The 18,250-nt window shown below is 61.8% G+C and carries 20 protein-coding genes; 14 read left to right on the forward strand and 6 right to left on the reverse strand.

Annotated elements, in window-relative coordinates; translation table 11 throughout:
- The first annotated feature begins 66 nt into the window (after positions 1-66).
- From ctaD to CAK95_RS05525, 11 genes are all read left to right on the forward strand, one after another.
- Positions 67-1,686: a cytochrome c oxidase subunit I gene (gene ctaD / locus CAK95_RS05475; RefSeq protein ID WP_086087014.1), complete on the forward strand. Its 1,620-nt coding sequence runs from the start codon at positions 67-69 to the stop codon at positions 1,684-1,686.
- Between the two features lie 58 nt (positions 1,687-1,744).
- Positions 1,745-2,725 carry a heme o synthase gene (locus CAK95_RS05480; protein ID WP_086091206.1) on the forward strand — a complete coding sequence of 327 codons (981 nt, stop codon included), beginning with the start codon at positions 1,745-1,747 and terminating at the stop codon, positions 2,723-2,725.
- 5 nt (positions 2,726-2,730) lie between these two features.
- Positions 2,731-2,895: a CoxF protein gene (locus tag CAK95_RS05485; protein ID WP_086091207.1), complete on the forward strand. Its 165-nt coding sequence runs from the start codon at positions 2,731-2,733 to the stop codon at positions 2,893-2,895.
- A gap of 1 nt (position 2,896) precedes the next feature.
- Positions 2,897-3,505, forward strand: a complete 609-nt coding sequence (locus tag CAK95_RS05490; RefSeq protein ID WP_086087015.1) for a cytochrome c oxidase assembly protein — start codon at positions 2,897-2,899, stop codon at positions 3,503-3,505.
- 111 nt (positions 3,506-3,616) lie between these two features.
- On the forward strand, positions 3,617-4,471 hold the full coding sequence (locus CAK95_RS05495; protein WP_086087016.1) for a cytochrome c oxidase subunit 3: 855 nt from the start codon (positions 3,617-3,619) through the stop codon (positions 4,469-4,471).
- Positions 4,472-4,632: 161 nt separating this feature from the next.
- Positions 4,633-5,019, forward strand: coding sequence for a DUF983 domain-containing protein (locus CAK95_RS05500; RefSeq protein ID WP_086091208.1), 387 nt, complete (start codon positions 4,633-4,635; stop codon positions 5,017-5,019).
- On the forward strand, positions 5,016-5,762 hold the full coding sequence (locus CAK95_RS05505) for an SURF1 family protein (RefSeq protein ID WP_086087017.1): 747 nt from the start codon (positions 5,016-5,018) through the stop codon (positions 5,760-5,762). Before CAK95_RS05500 ends, CAK95_RS05505 begins: the two co-directional genes overlap by 4 nt.
- A gap of 154 nt (positions 5,763-5,916) precedes the next feature.
- Positions 5,917-7,332: a threonine synthase gene (gene thrC / locus CAK95_RS05510; protein WP_086087018.1), complete on the forward strand. Its 1,416-nt coding sequence runs from the start codon at positions 5,917-5,919 to the stop codon at positions 7,330-7,332.
- Positions 7,329-8,600 carry a M16 family metallopeptidase gene (locus CAK95_RS05515; protein ID WP_086087019.1) on the forward strand — a complete coding sequence of 424 codons (1,272 nt, stop codon included), beginning with the start codon at positions 7,329-7,331 and terminating at the stop codon, positions 8,598-8,600. The genes thrC and CAK95_RS05515 overlap by 4 nt, the downstream gene beginning before the upstream one ends.
- A 54-nt stretch (positions 8,601-8,654) precedes the next feature.
- Positions 8,655-9,233, forward strand: a complete 579-nt coding sequence (locus CAK95_RS05520; protein ID WP_086087020.1) for a GNAT family N-acetyltransferase — start codon at positions 8,655-8,657, stop codon at positions 9,231-9,233.
- Between the two features lie 287 nt (positions 9,234-9,520).
- Positions 9,521-10,039 carry a hypothetical protein gene (locus CAK95_RS05525; protein WP_147413689.1) on the forward strand — a complete coding sequence of 173 codons (519 nt, stop codon included), beginning with the start codon at positions 9,521-9,523 and terminating at the stop codon, positions 10,037-10,039.
- Between the two features lie 81 nt (positions 10,040-10,120).
- Here CAK95_RS05525 and CAK95_RS05530 read toward each other — a convergent pair whose 3' ends face one another.
- Genes CAK95_RS05530 through CAK95_RS05550 form a run of 5 tightly spaced genes read right to left on the reverse strand, consistent with a single transcriptional unit; the run spans position 10,121 to position 12,656 of the window.
- A complete protein-coding gene (locus tag CAK95_RS05530; protein ID WP_086087022.1) occupies positions 10,121-10,603 on the reverse strand; it encodes a F0F1 ATP synthase subunit B family protein in 483 nt (160 codons plus the stop codon).
- An 11-nt stretch (positions 10,604-10,614) separates the two neighbouring features.
- Positions 10,615-11,160: a F0F1 ATP synthase subunit B gene (locus tag CAK95_RS05535; RefSeq protein ID WP_086087023.1), complete on the reverse strand. Its 546-nt coding sequence runs from the start codon at positions 11,158-11,160 to the stop codon at positions 10,615-10,617.
- A 56-nt stretch (positions 11,161-11,216) separates the two neighbouring features.
- Positions 11,217-11,444 (reverse strand): F0F1 ATP synthase subunit C, encoded by a 228-nt coding sequence (locus tag CAK95_RS05540; RefSeq protein WP_086087024.1) that lies wholly within the window; start codon positions 11,442-11,444, stop codon positions 11,217-11,219.
- A 45-nt stretch (positions 11,445-11,489) separates the two neighbouring features.
- Complete coding sequence (locus tag CAK95_RS05545) at positions 11,490-12,239, reverse strand: F0F1 ATP synthase subunit A (RefSeq protein WP_086087025.1); 750 nt, start codon at positions 12,237-12,239, stop codon at positions 11,490-11,492.
- A gap of 39 nt (positions 12,240-12,278) precedes the next feature.
- Positions 12,279-12,656 (reverse strand): AtpZ/AtpI family protein, encoded by a 378-nt coding sequence (locus CAK95_RS05550; protein ID WP_086087026.1) that lies wholly within the window; start codon positions 12,654-12,656, stop codon positions 12,279-12,281.
- Between the two features lie 241 nt (positions 12,657-12,897).
- Between CAK95_RS05550 and CAK95_RS05555 the strand changes: the two genes are divergently transcribed.
- The 3 genes from CAK95_RS05555 to CAK95_RS05565 all read left to right on the forward strand — a co-directional run bounded on the left by CAK95_RS05555 (position 12,898) and on the right by CAK95_RS05565 (position 14,681).
- Positions 12,898-13,344, forward strand: coding sequence for a hypothetical protein (locus CAK95_RS05555; protein ID WP_086087027.1), 447 nt, complete (start codon positions 12,898-12,900; stop codon positions 13,342-13,344).
- An 8-nt stretch (positions 13,345-13,352) separates the two neighbouring features.
- Entirely contained in the window at positions 13,353-13,811 is a 459-nt protein-coding gene (locus CAK95_RS05560) for a secondary thiamine-phosphate synthase enzyme YjbQ (RefSeq protein WP_245303639.1), read from the forward strand.
- Between the two features lie 204 nt (positions 13,812-14,015).
- Positions 14,016-14,681, forward strand: coding sequence for a response regulator transcription factor (locus CAK95_RS05565; protein ID WP_086087029.1), 666 nt, complete (start codon positions 14,016-14,018; stop codon positions 14,679-14,681).
- On the opposite strand, the gene CAK95_RS05570 is transcribed toward CAK95_RS05565, so the two are convergent.
- The gene (locus CAK95_RS05570; protein ID WP_086091209.1) at positions 14,682-18,161 is read right to left on the reverse strand and encodes a hybrid sensor histidine kinase/response regulator; all 3,480 of its coding nucleotides are present in this window, start codon (positions 18,159-18,161) and stop codon (positions 14,682-14,684) included.
- Positions 18,162-18,250 lie beyond the last annotated feature (89 nt).

Genomic DNA, 18,250 nt, shown 5'->3' on the forward strand with positions numbered 1-18,250 from the left:
GGGGCGACACGGCATTCGTAGATTGCTCCGCGAACCACTCGAATAAGGACTTAAAGGGTTCAGACCATGGCAGCCACGCCGAATACCGATAGCGCCCACGCCGCACATCACGACGCGCACGACCATCCGACCGGATGGCGGCGCTATGTCTATTCGACGAACCACAAGGACATCGGCATGATGTATCTGTGGTTTGCGATGTTTGCAGGCGTGGTCGGTGGTGTGCTGTCGATCGGCATGCGGCTGGAATTGCAGCAGCCCGGCATGCAGATTTTCCACGACGCGCACATGTTCAACGTGTTCACCACCGCGCACGGCCTGATCATGATCTTCTTCATGGTCATGCCGGCGATGATCGGCGGCTTCGGCAACTGGATCGTGCCGCTGATGATCGGCGCGCCGGACATGGCCTTCCCGCGCATGAACAACATTTCGTTCTGGCTGCTTCCGGCCTCGCTGGCGCTGCTTGTGATCTCGCTGTTCGTCGAAGGTGAACCGGGCGCGCCCGGCGTCGGCGGCGGCTGGACGATCTATCCGCCGCTCTCGACCTCAGGTCATCCCGGACCGGCCGTCGACTTCGCGATCCTGTCGCTGCATATCGCCGGCGCCTCATCGATCCTTGGTGCGATCAACTTCATCACCACGATCCTCAACATGCGCGCGCCTGGCATGACCATGCACAAGATGCCGCTGTTCGTGTGGTCGATTCTCGTCACCGTATTCCTGCTGCTGCTGGCGCTGCCGGTTCTTGCCGGCGCCATCACCATGCTGCTCACCGACCGCAATTTCGGCACGACCTTCTTCGCGCCCGATGGCGGTGGCGACCCGCTGCTCTATCAGCATCTGTTCTGGTTCTTCGGCCATCCGGAAGTGTACATTCTGATCCTTCCGGGCTTCGGCATTGCCAGCCAGATCATCTCCACCTTCGCACGCAAGCCGGTCTTTGGTTATCTCGGCATGGCCTACGCGATGGTCGCCATCGGTGGCATCGGCTTCGTCGTGTGGGCCCACCACATGTACACGGTCGGCATGAGCACCGCGACGCAGGCCTATTTCGTCGCCGCGACGATGGTGATCGCGGTGCCGACGGGTGTGAAGATCTTCTCCTGGATCGCCACCATGTGGGGCGGGTCGATCGAATTCCGCACGCCGATGCTGTGGGCTGTGGGCATGATCTTCCTGTTCACGGTCGGCGGCGTGACCGGCGTCGTCCTCGCCAATGCCGGCGTCGACCGCTCGATGCACGACACCTATTACGTCGTTGCGCACTTCCACTACGTGCTGTCGATGGGCGCGGTCTTCACCATCTTCGCCGGCTGGTATTACTGGTTCCCGAAATTCACCGGCTACATGTATTCGGAGACCATCGGCAAACTGCATTTCTGGGTCACCTTCATCGGCGTGAACCTCTTGTTCTTCCCGCAGCACTTCCTTGGCCTCGCCGGCATGCCGCGCCGCATCGCGGATTATCCGGACGCCTATGCGGGCTGGAACACGGTGTCGTCGATTGGCTCCTACATCTCCATCCTCGGCCTGCTGATCTTCTTCTACGGGCTCTTCGTTGCCTTCTCCCGCAAGGAACAGGCTGCGGATAATCCGTGGGGTCCAGGTGCAACGACGCTGGAATGGACGCTGTCGTCACCGCCTCCGTTCCATCAGTTCGAGGTCCTGCCGAAGATCAAGTAAGCCGATCTCGAATTGTCCGATTGAAGCTGGAAAAGCGAGTGTTTGAGTAACGATGTCGATGCAAAGCGAAACCGCGCGCCTGACCTCACCGCTTCCGGCGGTGAACGATGGCGCGCGCCATGGCGCCAATCCTGTGGGGCCAAGCCTTGCAACGCCGCGTGACTATTTCGAAACGCTGAAGCCGCGGGTGATGTCGCTTGTCGTCTTCACCGCGCTGGTCGGCATGGTGGTGGCGCCGGGCCACATCAATCCGGTAATCGGCGGCGTCGCGCTCCTTTTCATCGCCATCGGCGCCGGCGCCGCTGGCGCTTTGAACATGTGGTACGAGGCCGATCTCGACGCGATGATGTCGCGCACGATGAAGCGGCCGATTCCGGACGGGCGTATTCAGCCCGGTGAGGTCCTCGGCTTTGCGCTGTCCCTCGCCATTTTTTCTGTGGTGGCGCTCGGCCTGTTCGTCAATCTTCTCTCTGCGGCTCTGCTCGCCTTCACCATTTTCTTCTATGCCGTCATCTATTCGATGTGGCTGAAGCGCTGGACGCCGCAGAACATCGTCATTGGCGGTGCCGCCGGCGCCTTGCCGCCGGTGATCGGCTGGGCTGCAGCAACAGGATCGGTCAGCCTCGAACCGATCGTGATGTTCCTGATCATCTTCGTCTGGACGCCCCCACATTTCTGGGCGCTGGCCATGCTGCGGACCGACGAATATGCGCGCGCCGGCATCCCGATGCTGCCGGTCGTCGCCGGTGAACGCGAGACGCGCCGCCAGATCGTTCTGTATTCGATCCTGATGGCGCCAGTCGGCGCGTTGCCCTACATCCTTGGTTACACCAGCGCGCTCTACGGCACGGTGTCGATCATCACCGGCGCGATGTTCGTGATGGCCGCGTTCCGTCTGCGCAACGCTCCTGAAGGCGAAGCCACCGAGCGCGCCGCCAAAAAACTGTTCGGCTTTTCGATCCTGTATCTTGGACTTCTGTTCGCCGTCCTTTTGATCGATCGGGGCTTTGGCTTGTCCTTCGGGCAACTGACGTGGTGAGCACCGTGAACGATCAGCAAGATGAAAACGGGATCGTCCTCACCGAGGCGCAGAAGAAGGCGCGCCGCACACGCTCCATTGCGATCGCCGTCTGTCTCGCCGTTCTGGTTGTGCTGTTCTACATCGTGACGCTGGTGAAAGGCCCCGGCGTCCTCAACCGGCCGATCTGACATGACGAACAGCGATCAGCCTCGCCAGCCATCCCGCACCCGCGATGCCGTTGTCGCGGCGTCCTGCGGTGCCTTTGTGGCGATGATGGTCGGCATGTCCTATGCAGCGGTGCCGCTCTATGACTGGTTCTGCCGCGCGACCGGCTTTAACGGCACGACGCAAGTCTCGAAGGCCGGGCCGGACACCGTGCTGGATCGCAAGGTCACCGTCCGCTTCGATGCCAATGTCGGCGCTGGTTTGCCGTGGAAATTTGTTCCCGAGCGCAACCAGATCGAAGCAAGACTGGGCGACGTGATCACCGTCGATTACATCGTCACCAATCAGGCCGCACGCGAGACTCATGGTCTTGCCGCCTATAACGTCGCGCCGCTGAACCTTGGCGCGTATTTCCAGAAGATCAACTGCTTCTGCTTCACCGAGCAGACGATGAAGCCGGGCGAAACGCGCGCGATGTCGGTCGTATTCTACATCGATCCCGCGATCGACAAGGATCCGGACGGACAGGGCGACCTGACGATGACGCTGTCCTACACATTCTACCCGCAGCGCGATCAGCAACGGCCGCAGGCGGCGATCGGAACCACGGGCACAGCCGGACGAATCGAATAAAGCTTTGATCCCGAAAGGCGGGAGATCGCTTTTCGGCAAGGATCGGGCTCAGCGCATAGAGAGACGAATGGCGCTAATCGCGCCAAGAAGGATTGAGACGGAGACAAGGGAATGGCGGGCGCTACCAAACATCACGACTATCATCTGGTGAATCCGTCACCATGGCCGTTCGTCGGCTCGGTGTCGGCGTTCATCCTGGCGGTGGGCGCCATCACCTGGATGCACAACACCTTCGCGGTGGCACCGCTGATCTTCGCGGCAGGCGCCATCGGCGTGCTTTACACGATGGCCGGCTGGTGGCGCGACGTGATCCGCGAGGCGGAGCATGGCGACCACACCCGCGTCGTGCAGTTGCATCACCGCTACGGCATGATCCTGTTCATCGCCTCCGAGGTGATGTTCTTCGTCGCCTGGTTCTGGGCCTATTTCAACGTCGCGCTGTTTCCGCATGCACCCCATGAGTTCCTGCGCACCGAGTTCATCGGCGGCGTCTGGCCGCCCAAGGGCATCGAGACTTTCGATCCGTGGCATCTGCCGCTCCTGAACACGCTGATCCTTCTGACCTCGGGCACCACCGTCACCTGGGCGCATCACGCCCTGCTGGAAGGTGACCGCGAGAGCGTGAAGAAAGGCCTGTGGCTGACGATCATCCTCGGCGCGATCTTCACCTGCGTGCAGGCTTACGAATACAGTCACGCCACCTTCGCCTTCAAAGGCAACATCTACGGCGCCACCTTCTTCATGGCGACCGGCTTCCACGGTGCTCACGTGATCATCGGCACGATCTTCCTGATCGTCTGCCTGTTCCGCGTCTATGCCGGCCAGTTTACGCCGAAGCAGCATCTCGGCTTCGAATTCGCCGCCTGGTACTGGCATTTCGTCGACGTGGTGTGGATCTTCCTGTTCGCTGCCATCTATGTGTGGGGCTATGGCGGACCCGTGGCAGGAGCCGCCGGCGGGCATTAGCACCGCAGATTGATGAGATTAAAAAAGGCGGCTTCGGCCGCCTTTTTCTTTGCTTCTTGTCATGGCCGGACTTGTTCCGGCCATGCACGTCTTACATACAGACAGGCTCCAAAACGTGGATGCCCGGCGTAAAGCCGGGCCTCCGGACCATCAAAACAGACATGACCGAGCCCTCCCCGATCAAAACCGCACTCACCTGCCGCTGCCCTGCCTGCGGCGAGGGAAAGCTGTTTCAAGGCTTCCTGACGCTGCGGCCACGCTGCGACAAATGCGGCCTCGACTATAATTTCATCGATTCTGGCGATGGCCCCGCCGTGTTCATCATTCTCGCGGCCGGCTTCATCGTGGTGTTCGCGGCGCTGATCGTCGAATTCACCTATCAGCCGCCATTCTGGTTGCATGCCGTGCTCTGGCTGCCGCTGATCCTTGCCGTGACACTGCTGCCCCTGCGTCCGACGAAGGCCCTGCTGATCGCGCTTCAGCATCGCCATAAGGCTGCTGAAGGCAAACTCGAAATGCGCGATCCTGCGCCAGACAAAGCACCATGACGGCAGCGGCCACGGATCCATCCCTGCTGCGGCGGTTGCTGATCCCCGGATTGTTCACGCTGGTGGGGCTTGCCATCCTGATCTCGCTTGGCGTCTGGCAGCTTGAGCGCAAGCAGTGGAAGGAAGGCCTGATCGCCTCACTCGACCGGCAGATGAAGGCGCCGCCCGTCCCGCTTCCGCCAGCCTCGCAGTGGTTAAACCTCACGCAGGACAATTCGGAATTCCGCCATGTCTCGCTGCGGGCGGAATTCCCGGCTGACGCGAAGCCAGCCTATCTCTACACCGGCGCCTCCGCCCTGCGCGAAGACGTCAAGCAGCCGGGCTATTTCGTCTTTGCCCCGGCGCGCCTGCCGGACGGCCGTGTTGTCGTGGTCAACCGCGGCTATGTGCCGATGGACCGTCCGCAAAAAATCCCGGCTGGTCCGGTCGACATCGTCGGCTTCATCCGCTGGCCCGAATCGCCCGGCTGGTTCGTCTCCGATCGCGACGCGACTGGCGAGGTGTGGTTCGTGCGCGATCCGGAGATGATGGCAACGGTGCGCGGCTGGGGTTCGGTCGCACCATTCTATATTGATCAGGAAAGCCCGGTCCCCGCCGGGGGATTGCCGCGGCCGGGGTCTCTATCGGTCAATCTGCGGAACAATCATCTGGGCTACGCCATCACTTGGTTTGGTCTCGCAGCCTCCCTGGCCGCTGTTTTTGCCGCCTGGGCAGCCCGGAACTGGTATCATAAGACCGTGTAGGTAGGTTCGCTTCCTTGTGGAAATCACCCCGAACCACTAGTCTATAGGACTACTCGGCTTTCCCGGATTTCGGGAAATCCCATCGTTAAATCAAAGACTTGTTTCTTCCCCCGCTGGCGACAGAGACCGCGCGCGGCGGGTTTGAGGACCGCCATTGCTGTACGTTTCGACCCGTGGAGAAGCCCCGCCGCTTGGCTTCATCGATGTGACGCTCGCGGGCCTTGCGCGCGACGGCGGACTCTATGTGCCGCAGTCGTGGCCACAACTTTCATCCGACACCATCGCCAGCTTTGCCGGCCGCGATTATGCCGAAGTTGCGGTCGAGGTCATTCGCCCTTTCACCGGCGACCAGATTTCTGTTTCGGATCTGTCGCGCATCGCGCGCGAGGCCTACGGCACGTTCCGCCATCCGGCGGTGGCGCCGATCTCGCAATTGCGCTCGAACTTGTTTCTGCTTGAGCTGTTCCACGGGCCGACTCTCGCCTTCAAGGATCTGGCGATGCAGTTCCTGGCGCGGCTGATGGATTACGCGCTGGAGCAGCGCGGCGAGCGCGTCACCATCGTGGTGGCGACATCCGGCGACACCGGTGGCGCGGCAGTGGAGGCCTTTCGCGGCCGCAATCGTATCGATCTCGTGGTGCTGTTTCCCGACGGCCGCGTCTCCGACGTGCAGCGTCGGATGATGACCTCGGCGGACGACGCCAACATCCACGCCGTCGCGATCGACGGCACATTCGACGATTGCCAGGCGCTGGTGAAGGCGATGTTCAATCACCATGCCTTTGCCGATCGTGTGCGGCTCGCTGGCGTGAATTCGATCAACTGGTCGCGCATCGTCGCGCAGGCCGTTTACTACTTCACCGCAGCCGTCTCCCTTGGCGCGCCCTCTCGCAAGGTGGCCTTCACGGTTCCGACCGGCAATTTCGGCGACATCTTCGCCGGTCATGTCGCCCGCCGCATGGGCCTGCCGGTGGACCGGCTGGTGATCGCGACCAACGTCAATGACATTCTGGTCCGCACGCTGACCAGCGGCGCCCATGAGCCGCGCGAGGTGATCGCGACCTCCTCGCCGTCGATGGATATCCAGGTCTCCTCGAATTTCGAGCGGCTGTTGTTCGAAGCCTATGGCCGCGATGCTAAAGCGGTTGCCGCTCTGATGAACAATTTCGCGCAGTCGAAGCGCTTCGAGGTGGCCAGCGCGGCGCTCTCCGATATCCGCGCCGGCTTTGCCGCCGGCCGCGCCGACGAGGACGAAGTCGCGTCGACCATTCGCACGGCATTGCGCGAGACGGGACATTTCATCGATCCGCATACAGCCGTCGGCATTGCCGTCGCGGAGAAGGAGCCGCGAGATCCGTCGCTGCCGATGGTCGTCTTGTCCACCGCGCATGCGGCGAAATTCCCCGATGCGGTGGAAGCCGCATGCGGCGAGCGTCCGCCTTTGCCGAACTGGCTGTCCGATCTCAATGAACGGAAGGAGCACATCACCAGGCTGCCCTCCGATCAGACGCAAGTTGAAAAGTTTGTACAGGCGGCCTCACGGGCCGCGCGTGAAGGAGCTGCCGCATGAGCGTTGAAGTCACCCGTCTGCCGTCCGGTCTTACCGTCGTGACCGACGCGATGCCGCATCTCGAAACCGCCTCGCTTGGCGTGTGGGTCGGTGCCGGCAGCCGTGATGAAATGGCCGACGAGCATGGCATCGCCCATCTGCTCGAGCACATGGCCTTCAAAGGGACGAAGCGCCGCAACGCGCGCCAGATCGCCGAGGAAATCGAAGCGGTCGGCGGCGATCTCAATGCCGCGACCAGCGTTGAAACGACGACTTATTATGCACGCGTGCTGAAGCCCGACGTGCCGCTGGCGCTCGATGTGCTGTCGGACATCCTCGCCAATCCGGCTTTCGATCCGGAGGAATTGTCGCGCGAACACAATGTGATCATGCAGGAAATCGGCGCTGCCGAAGACACGCCCGACGACATCGTGTTCGACCATCTGCAGCGTGTCGCCTTCCCCGGTCAACCGATCGGACGCCCGATCCTTGGCACCCGCGACAGCGTCAAATCGATCAACGCCAGTCGTCTGCGTCAGTATCTCGCCCGCAATTATCGCGGTCCGGACATGGTCGTCGCCGCCTCCGGTTCGGTGACGCACGAACTGATCGTGGATGAAGCCGAGCGGTTGTTTGGAAGTTTCAAGAGCGACGCGGCTCCCGCACCGGAAGCTGCCCGCTTCGTCGGCGGTCAGTATATCGAGCGGCAGGATCTGGAGCAGGCGCATCTGGCGCTGGCGCTGGAGGGACTGCCGCAGCGCGATCCGCTGCTGTTCAGCTTGCAGGTGTTCTCCAACATCATGGGCGGCGGCATGTCATCGCGCCTGTTCCAGGAAGTGCGCGAGATCCGTGGCCTCTGCTACACGATTTCCAGCTTCCACATGGCCTATTCCGACACCGGCTTTTTCGGAATCTATGCCGGCACCGACGACAATGATGCGCCGGAGCTGATGCAGGTGGTGATCGACCAGCTTGAGCGCGCCGTCTCCACCATCACTGACGAGGAAGTGGCGCGCGCCAAGGCGCAGATGAAGGCCGGCCTTTTGATGGCGCTCGAAAGCTCGAGCGCCCGCGCCGAGCAGCTTGCCCGTCAGATCATGATCTATGGCCGGCCTTTGCCGTTGTCTGAGATCGTCGCCAAGATCGAAGCCGTGACGGTGGAAAGCACGCAGGCTGCCGGACGCGCCTTGCTGGCACGCAGCCGCCCGGCAGTTGCAGGCCTTGGACCGGGTCGCGGGCTGGAACGCGCAGCGCTGCTCGTGGAGAATTTTGCACGCGCCGCGGCGTGATATTAGTCTTGGCGACTCAAAGAGCCCGCACATGGCACGCGGGCGGACAAGGCGATGGCTTTCTTTCGTTCGATCCATGTGAGCGAACAGCTTCCCGTCGTGCAGGGCGACAACGTCTTCCTGCGCGCGCCGCAAATGACCGATTTCAGCGAATGGGCCGCCTTGCGGGAAAAGAGCCGCGATTTCCTCGTCCCGTGGGAGCCGACCTGGCCGGAGGATGACCTGACACGCTCGGCATTCCGCCGGCGGTTGCGGCGCTACAACGAGGACATGCGCGGTGACCTCACCTACCCTTTTCTCCTGTTCCGCAAATCCGACAACGCCATGCTCGGCGGATTGACGCTGACCAATATCCGGCGCGGCGTGGCGCAGGCCGGCAGTCTCGGCTACTGGACCGGGGCCCCTTTTGCGGGCCAAGGCTATATGACACGCGGCGTCGCAGCATTGATCCCGTTCGCGTTTGATGCCCTTCGGTTGCACCGCATCGAGGCCGCCTGCATTCCCACCAATTCGCCCTCGATCAAGCTGCTGGAGCGGACCGGCTTCAAGCGCGAGGGCTATGCGCGAGAATATCTCTGCATCAACGGATTGTGGCAGGATCACCTGCTTTACGCCCGCCTGAAGGGCGATTAACCACACATCCGCGGCATGCCTTGGGCTGGCCATGGTTCGCTTGCTATAGTCATGGCGCTTTTGGGGTGCTGCCCGGCTTGGCCGGGCCAGAGCATGATGCCGAAAAGTGCGAAGCGGTTTTCGGACGACATCATGCTCTCATGTATCAGAATCGGGTTTTGAGTATGCGTCGGGGATCAAGCAACAATCACCGCATTATGCGGATCGCACCGTTTGCAGCCATTGCACTGTTGGCGGCCGGATGCTCGTCGTCAGGGGTTAGCAACGAAGCTTCGCTGAGCCAGGCGATGGCGGGCACTGCTCCCGCAGCCAATCCCGACACAACCGGTTCGACCGGCAATCTCGAACGCTGCCCGAATGTCGAATTGCGACAGGGCGCGGGCACCTACGCCATCAACACGCCATCACGCGACCCGTCGGCGATGCAATTGCGCTATCAGATCTCGATCGGGCAGACCGCACGCGAATGCAAGAATGTCGGCGGCAATCTCGTCATGCGCGTCGGCCTGCAGGGCCGTGTCGTGCTTGGCCCGGCTGGCGGCCCCGGCAATCTCGACATTCCGATCCGCTATGCCGTGGTCGAAGAAGGCATGCAGCCGAAGACCATTTTCACCAAGATGGAGCGTGTTCCGGTGTCGATCGGCGAAGGCCAGCCGCATGTGGCGTTCACGCATATCGAGGAGGAGATTTCGGTGCCGATGCCCGCGGGTGCGGCATTTGACAATTACATCATCTATGTCGGCTTTGATCCGATCGGCGCCTCGCAGGAGAAGAAACCTGCGCCCAGGCGCGCGCGTCAAAGCTGACGCAGGCTCTTTCTCCTTAAAACAAAAACGGCGGCTCAGAGCATGAGCCGCCGTTTTTGTTTCGGGTCATGACGCAGAAGCCTAATTCAGCTTCTTCTTGACGTCGTCAATGCCGCGCGAGATCAGGTCGGCTGCAATCGAACCCTTGGCGGTATGCGCCAGCACCTTTTCGGCGGCACCGACCGCAACTTCAGCAGCGACACTGCGCACTTCGGCCAGAGCCTGAGCTTCGGCCTGCGCGATCTTGGCCTCCGCCATTTGCGTGCGGCGGGTGACAAAATCCTCGAGCTTGGCATGCGCCTCGGCGGCAAGACGCTCGGCATCGGCCTTGGCACTCTCGATGATGTCGGCCGCTTCCTTCTCGGCATTGGCCGTCTTCTGCTTGTATTCGGCCAGCAGCGCCACGGCTTCCGCCTTCAGACGCGCGGCCTCTTCAAGCTCCGATTGAATGCGCGAACTGCGCTTGTCGAGCGTGCTCGCGATCGTCTTGTGGACGCCCAAATAGAGCAATCCAGCCAGAAAGATCACCAGCGCTACGGCAACCCAGAATTCTGCTTCGAACATGGTCTGGATCCTTAGCGCTTCATCGACTGGTCGACAGCGTCGGAGACCGAAGCTTGGTCCGGCTTGTTACCGATCAGGCGCTCGACGATCGCCGAAGCCGTATCGGTGGCAATACCACGAACATTCGACATGGCCGCGGTCTTGGTCTGCTCGATGGTCTTTTCCGCATCCTGCAGACGCTCATGCAGTTTGCCTTCGAGCGTCTTGCGGCGCACGTCCGCTTCGGCCGTCAGCTTGTCACGCGTCTGACCGGCAATCGACTGTGCGTTGGTCCGCGCATCGGCCAGCTTCTTTTCATAATCGGCGATGGCCGCGTCGGTCTCGTCCTTCAGCTTCTGTGCCGCCGCGAGATCGTCGGCAATCTTGCCGGCTCGCGCCTCGACGATGGCGCCGACGCGCGGCAAAGCCACACGCGACATCAAAACGTAGAGCAGAACGAAGGCGATCGCGAACCAGATCAGCTGGGACGCGAAGGTTTCCGAATTGAATGGCGGGAACGGCGCTTTCGCTCCGTCATGAGCACCGCCATGGGCTTCGGTAGTCGCTTTGGTGGCCATCGGGACTCTCTCCACCTGCGCGCGCGAACCGCGCGCAGGTCCTCACTCCTTGAGGATTAGACGGCGAACAGCAGCAGCAGCGCGATCAGCAGCGAGAAGATGCCGAGCGCTTCGGTCACCGCAAAGCCGAAGATCAGGTTGCCGAACTGGCCCTGGGCAGCCGACGGGTTACGCAGCGCCGAACCGAGGAAGTTGGCGAAGATGTTACCCACGCCGACGCCGGCGAGGCCCATGCCGAGGCAAGCGATGCCGGCACCGATGTACTTTGCTGCAACAGGATCCATTGATTGCTCCTTTGGGATCGATCTGATGAGAGGGTTGCCCGGGCGTCAGTGGCCCGGGTGAATAGCGTCGTTGAGATAGATGCAGGTCAGGATCGTGAACACATAGGCCTGCAGGAAGGCGACCAGGAATTCGAGAGCGGTCAGCGCCACGGTCATGCCGAGCGGCAGGACCGCGCCGAGCCAGCCGAGGAACCCGAGGCCGCCGAGCATCGTCACGAAGCCTGCGAACACCTTCAGCGTGATGTGGCCGGCAAAGACGTTGGCGAACAGACGCACGCTATGAGAGATCGGCCGCGACAGGAACGAGATCACCTCGATCAGCACGATCAGCGGCATGATGTAGATCGGCACGCCACTCGGAACGAACAGCTTCAGGAATTTCACACCGTTCTTGTAGAAACCATAGATCAGCACCGTCAGGAACACGATCATCGCCAGCGCGGCGGTGATGATGAGATGGCTGGTCACCGTGAAGGTGCCCGGGATCATCCCGATCATGTTCGCAAACAGAATGAAGGTGAACAGCGTGAAGACGAGGGGGAAGAACTTCATCCCCTCCTTGCCGGCCGAACTTCGCAACGTGTCCGCGACAAATTCGTAGGTGATTTCCGCGATCGACTGCATCCGGCCCGGAATGACGGCCCGGCTGGCGGTGGCGCCCAGCATCAGCAGAGAGACGCCGGCGACTGCGAGAAACATGTACAGCGCAGAATTGGTGAAGGCGATTTCGTGTCCGCCAATATGACCGAGCGTAACGATCTTCTGGATTTCGAACTGGTGGATCGGATCGGCCATGGCCGCGTCTTGGTCCTTCGGTCGCCGCGCGAATGCGGATCAGGTTTTGTCAGCGCCGCCACCGGGAAGTTTGCTTGGCGCAAGAACCCCGGCCGCACGCATCACGTTCAACACCCCGGCCACGAAGCCGAGCAGCACAAATACGATCATCCCCCACGGCGAGAGTCCCAGCAGGCGATCCAGCAACCAGCCGATAACCGCCCCCACGAGCACGCCCGCCACAAGTTCGGCGGAGAGCCGGAAACCGCGCGCCATTGCTGACGGATCGGAACCCGATTGCGGGGATTCGCGCACCTCCGGTTTGCGTCGCTCGACTTGATCGAGCTTCGCACCGAGGCTCTTCAGCCTCGCGGAGAAGGCAGCTTCCGAAGAGGCTGGATTTTTCGAACCGTCTTTGTCGCGTGCGCCGTCAGCCATGCTTTCGACACTCGCCTCAGGAAACGTCCCGAAGGCCCTCGTACCCCTCAAAGCCGGGCGGACCATACTTATGCGGTTTTCGCAAGTCAAGAAACGCTGTGCGCCGCGCAATGCTGGAATAACAACGTAGTTTCAATTACTTGGCCAGCAGCGACAACGCGTCATCCGGATCGCCACGCGACTTTCGGTGCAGGTTCGGTGAATGCTACAATCCGATCGTAGGTCAAAGGGGATTTTGCCCATGTTTCGCACCCTCGTTATCGCCCCGTTTCTGCTGCTCGCAGCCCCGGCTGCGGCCCAGAACGCACCCGATACGGACAATGGCCGCTATACGCTGAACCGGACGGATGACGGCTATCTGCGGCTCGACCAGCAGACGGGTCATGTGTCGGTCTGCACCCGCCGCGAACTTGGCTGGGCCTGCCACCCGGTTCCGGACGAGCGCAGCGCGCTGGAAGAAGAGATCGCCCGGCTGCAGAAGGCGAATGCCGCTCTCAAGAAAGACATGCTGGCGCGCGGCGTCACCCCGCCCGGCACCCCGCAGGCGAAAGCGCAGACACCGCCGCAGGACGGCAAGTCGCCGACAGACGCGGAGATCGACCGCGCCATAGCAACCGCCGAGCGGATCTGGCGGCGCCTGGTCGAAATGATCGCGCGGCTGCAGCGGGACATCTTCACCCAGATCTGAGTGGCATCGTGGGCTTGTCCACCATCACCACGGTGACCGCCAATGTCATCGCCACCGCCGAATTGACGATCGACACGCCCGGCGAAGGCTTCATCGATATCACCGCCGAGGTGCGCCATTTCGCTGACAAGGCCACCGCACGGGACGGCACGGTCTCGCTGTTCTTGCGCCACACGTCGGCGTCGCTGACGATCCAGGAAAATGCCGATCCCGATGTCCTGCGCGATCTGACCACGGCGCTGCGTCACCTTGCCCCACGCGATTTCGGCTGGATTCACGATACCGAAGGCCCCGATGACATGCCCGCCCATGTGCGGACGATGCTGACGGGTGTGTCCCTGCAAATCCCGATTGTGGGCGGACATCTTGCACTTGGCACCTGGCAGGGCATCTATCTGATCGAGCATCGCGCTCGTCCGCACCGGCGCCAGATCATTCTGCAATTCGCCGGCAGCCAGCGCGGTTAGAGCGTTTTCGAGCGAAGTGGGTACCGGTTCGCGTGAAGAAAACGCGTCAAAACAAAAGCTGGAGGCCCCGGCTTTGATCCCATCAAAGCCGAAGGGCTCCAGGATACATCTTGAGGTTGGCGGCAGGCTTTCTCTCGACTTAGGCAAAAATGTTGTAAAGTCGTCACATGTGGCGCCGTGGATTGATCAAGGAATGACGCCGAAGTGACAGAAACGACATATCGCCTGGTGATCGCCGACGATCACCCGCTGTTCCGCGGGGCACTCCGCGAATCCGTCGGCGGATTGTTTGGCCGGGTCGAAATTTCCGAAGCCGGCTCGTTCGACGACGTGTCCAAGCTTCTCGAAGCCGGCAGCGATGTCGACCTGATCCTGCTCGACCTCACCATGCCCGGCGTGCGGGGCTTTTCCGGCCTGATGTATCTGCGCGCCCAATATCCCGGTGTGCCGGTCGTCGTGGTGTCGGGAAACGACGACCCGACCGTCATCCGCCGCTGCATGGATTTCGGCGCCTCCGGCTTCATTCCGAAAACGTTGGATATCGAAGAGATGCGGGCCGCGATCGGTGCCGTCCTGAAAGGCGGCGTCTGGACGCCTCCGGATATCGATCTCGAGGCCGGAACGGATGTGGAAACCGCGGCCCTGCTTGCCCGGCTGGCGACGCTGACGCCGCAACAGGTGCGCGTCTTGATGATGCTGTCGGAGGGTCTGCTCAACAAGCAGATCGCCTACGAGCTGTCTGTGTCGGAAGCCACCGTGAAGGCGCATGTCTCGGCGATCCTGCAGAAGCTCGGCGTCGAAAGCCGTACCCAGGCGGTGATTGCGGCCTCGAAGATCGAAGTCGGCCAGTGGCCGGCGCTGGAGCAATGATCACTCTGCCGCAATCGTCTGCATGCGCCACTGCGCCAGCAAGGCACGGAGCGCAGCCGGCTTCACGGGCTTATTGAGGATCGGCACATCGTGACGACGCGCCTCGTCTCGCACGCGCGGCGTACGGTCGGCGGTGATCAGGATCGACGGCATGGTACGGCCGAAACGCTCCCGCAACCGCACGATCACATCGATCCCGTTGCCATCGTCGAGATGATAATCGACCAGAAGGCCGCTGAGCACCGAATCCGATGTTTCGATGACCGCTATCGCCGCTGACAGGTTCGGCGCTTTCATCACCTGACAACCCCAGCCGCTCAGCAATGCTTCCATGCCGTCGAGGATCTGGGGATCGTTATCGATACACAGCACCGCCATGCCGCCAAGCTGCGCAGGAATCGCGCGCACCGGGCGCTGCAGCACCGACGCACGCACCGCGGCCGCAACCGGCACCTCGACCGAGAACATCGAGCCGCGCCCGGGCCGCGACTTCAACTCCACGGAGTGATTCAACACGCGGCCGATCCGTTCGACGATCGACAAGCCGAGCCCAAGGCCGCGCGCAACCTTCGCACCATCCTGCAACCGGTGAAATTCACGGAAGATCGCACGCGTCTGCGATGGCGGAATACCGAGCCCGCTGTCATGCACTTCGATCCGCAGCGCGCCATGGGTGCGACGGCAACCAACAAGAACCCGCCCCCGCGGCGTATACTTGATCGCGTTCGAAATCAGGTTTTGCAGGAGCCGCCGCAGCAACCGCCGGTCCGACCGCACGGTTGCGCTGGACAGGACGAAGGTCAGATCGAGCCCTTTCTCACGCGCCAGCGGGGCGAATTCGACCTCAAGCTGGCGCATCATCTCGTCGAGGCGGAAGGACCCGACCTCCGGCTTCATCGCGCCGGTATCGAGGCGCGAGATATCCAGCAGCGCACCAAGAATTTCCTCGACCGCATCGAGCGATGCATCGATATTGCCGACCAGCCGGCCGTCCTCGCCGCTGCCCTGCCGTTCGACCAGCGACGTCACGTAAAGGCGTGCGGCATTCAGTGGCTGCAGAATGTCGTGGCTCGCAGCAGCAAGGAAGCGCGTCTTGGAGATGTTGGCCTCTTCCGCATCGGCCTTGGCGCGCACGAGTTCGCCATTCAGCAAGGTCAGTTCTGTTGTGCGTTCTGCAACGCGCCGCTCCAGCGCTTCGGCGGCTTCGAAGCTCGGCGTGACGTCGGTAAAGGTCGTGACGATGCCACCACCAGGCATGTGGTTCGTACGCACATCAAGCACGAGACCGCGTTCGCTGAAGCGTTCGATGAACGGTTCTGCCGCGACGTAGCGAGCCATGCGCTCGGCCACGAGTTCGTCGATATCGCCCCGACCGAACACACCCCGCTCCGCATGCAGACGGAGAATCTCCTCGAGGCGTGTACCAATGCCGATCATGTCACGCGGCAGATCGAGCACTTCGCCGAACTGCCGGTTCCAGCACACGAGCTGGAACTCCTTGTCGAACACTGCAATGCCTTCGCTCACATGCTCGAGCGCGGTCTGCAGGATTTCGCGATTGTAATGGATCGCCGCATTGGCATCGTCGAGCAGCTTCAATGCTGCGCGAGTGGAGACGGTGCGCTTGCGCAGCAGCAATGACAAGACGAGGCGCGATGACGCTGCACCGATCGCCGATGCCAGCAGATGCTCGGCATGCTGTAACAACTGGAAGTCGGCGGGGCTTCCCGGCGTCGTATCGATACGCTTGGCCGCAGCGAAACTCTCGAACGACGAGCGGGTACGCTCCTCACCGATATAGCGCGAGACCGTCGCCGTCAGTTCATCCACGGTAACGGCCGATCGCCACAAACGGAAACTCGGCGCGGGCGCTGAATCGGGAACGAACACATCGGCCTGAACGCGTTCGATCGCCTCCGGTGCTCGGCTGAGCGAAAAGCCGACATAGGCGATGATGTTGAGCGCCAGACTCCAGAACACGCCATGCGCGAGTTGCGGCAGATCGAGCCCGAACAAGGCCTGTGGCCGCAGGAACCACAAGCCGAACGGCCCATCGGTCAGTACCGACGGACTGACCAGGCCGCTGCCGGCTGCGCTCGGAATGAGCAAAGTATAAGCCCAGGCCAGAATACCGACGGTCAAGCCGGCGATCGCACCGCGCGCGGTCCCCTGCCGCCAGAACAACCCGCCGAAAAAAGCCGGCGCAAGTTGCGCCGCCGCAGCAAATGAGAGCAGGCCGATGGCCGCAAGCTGTGCGTCGCCGACCGAGTGATAATAAAGATAAGCCAGCAGCAGAATGGCAAAGATGGCGATACGCCGGATGCGCAGCAACAAGGCGCCGACGTCGGCCTGTCCGGTCACCAGCGCAGACCGCCGCTTGAGGAAGATCGGCACCACAAGGTCATTCGACACCATGATCGCCAGCGCCACCGATTCCACGATCACCATCGCGGTGGCCGCCGACAATCCGCCGATAAAGGCGGCAATGGTGAAGAACGAAGCGTTCACCGACAGCGGCAAGGCGAGCACGAACATGTCGCTGTCGGCGCCGCTCGACGGAAAGGTGAGCAGACCTGCCAGCGCGATCGGTATGACGAACAGATTGATCAGCACAAGATAAAGCGGAAACAGCCACGCCGCCCGCTTCACCTCGGCTTCGGAATGGTTCTCCACCACGGTGACGTGGAATTGCCGCGGCAGCAAAATGATCGCGACGAACGACAGCAGCGTCATCGCAATGACCGTGGAGAAGGTGGGCGGCGTCGTCAGCACCGCTGCCGTGTCCGGCCGGCTCAAGGCGCGCGAGAACAGATCGGCCGGGCCATCGAACATCACATACGTGACGAACAAGCCGACCGCGAGAAAGGCCGCCAGTTTCACGATCGACTCGGTCGCGATGGCCAGCATCAGGCCATCCTGATGCTCCGTCGCATCGATATGACGCGTCCCGAACAGGATCGCGAAAGCCGCCATCGCCAGCGCCACCAGCAGTGCGGTATCGCCAACGGCGTTTGGTGTGAAACCCGGCGCGACATGCAAGAACACCGTGCCGAACATCGACGACACGGCTTTCAATTGCAGCGCGATGTAGGGAATGGTGCCGATGATGGCGATCAGGGCCACCAAAGCCGCCACAGATTGCCGCTTGCCATAACGCGCGGCGATGAAGTCGGCGATCGAGGTGATGTTCTGGCTCTTGGCCAGCCGCACGATGCGCAGCACCAGCGGCGTGAACAAACCGATCATCAGGATCGGTCCGATATAGATGGTCAGGAAGTCGAAGCCCGCTTTCGACGCAAGTCCGACCGACCCGAAGAAGGTCCAGGACGTGCAATAGATCGCAAGGCAGAGCGGATAGATCAGCAGGCGCGAGCGGTCTCGACGCGCAAGACGCCAGCGGCGGTCGCCGTAGCTCGCCACGACGAACAGAAATCCGATATAGGCCAGCGCGATCGCAACAACGATCCAGGCCTCAAGAATCATGGCCAGCGTCCTTTCCCGACGGGCCGACCAACCATCGCATAAAACATCACAAATTGCGGTTCATGGCTACCGTTCGACCAAACCAT

Origin of the sequence: Pseudorhodoplanes sinuspersici, assembly GCF_002119765.1 — a bacterium.
Lineage (GTDB): Bacteria > Pseudomonadota > Alphaproteobacteria > Rhizobiales > Xanthobacteraceae > Pseudorhodoplanes > Pseudorhodoplanes sinuspersici.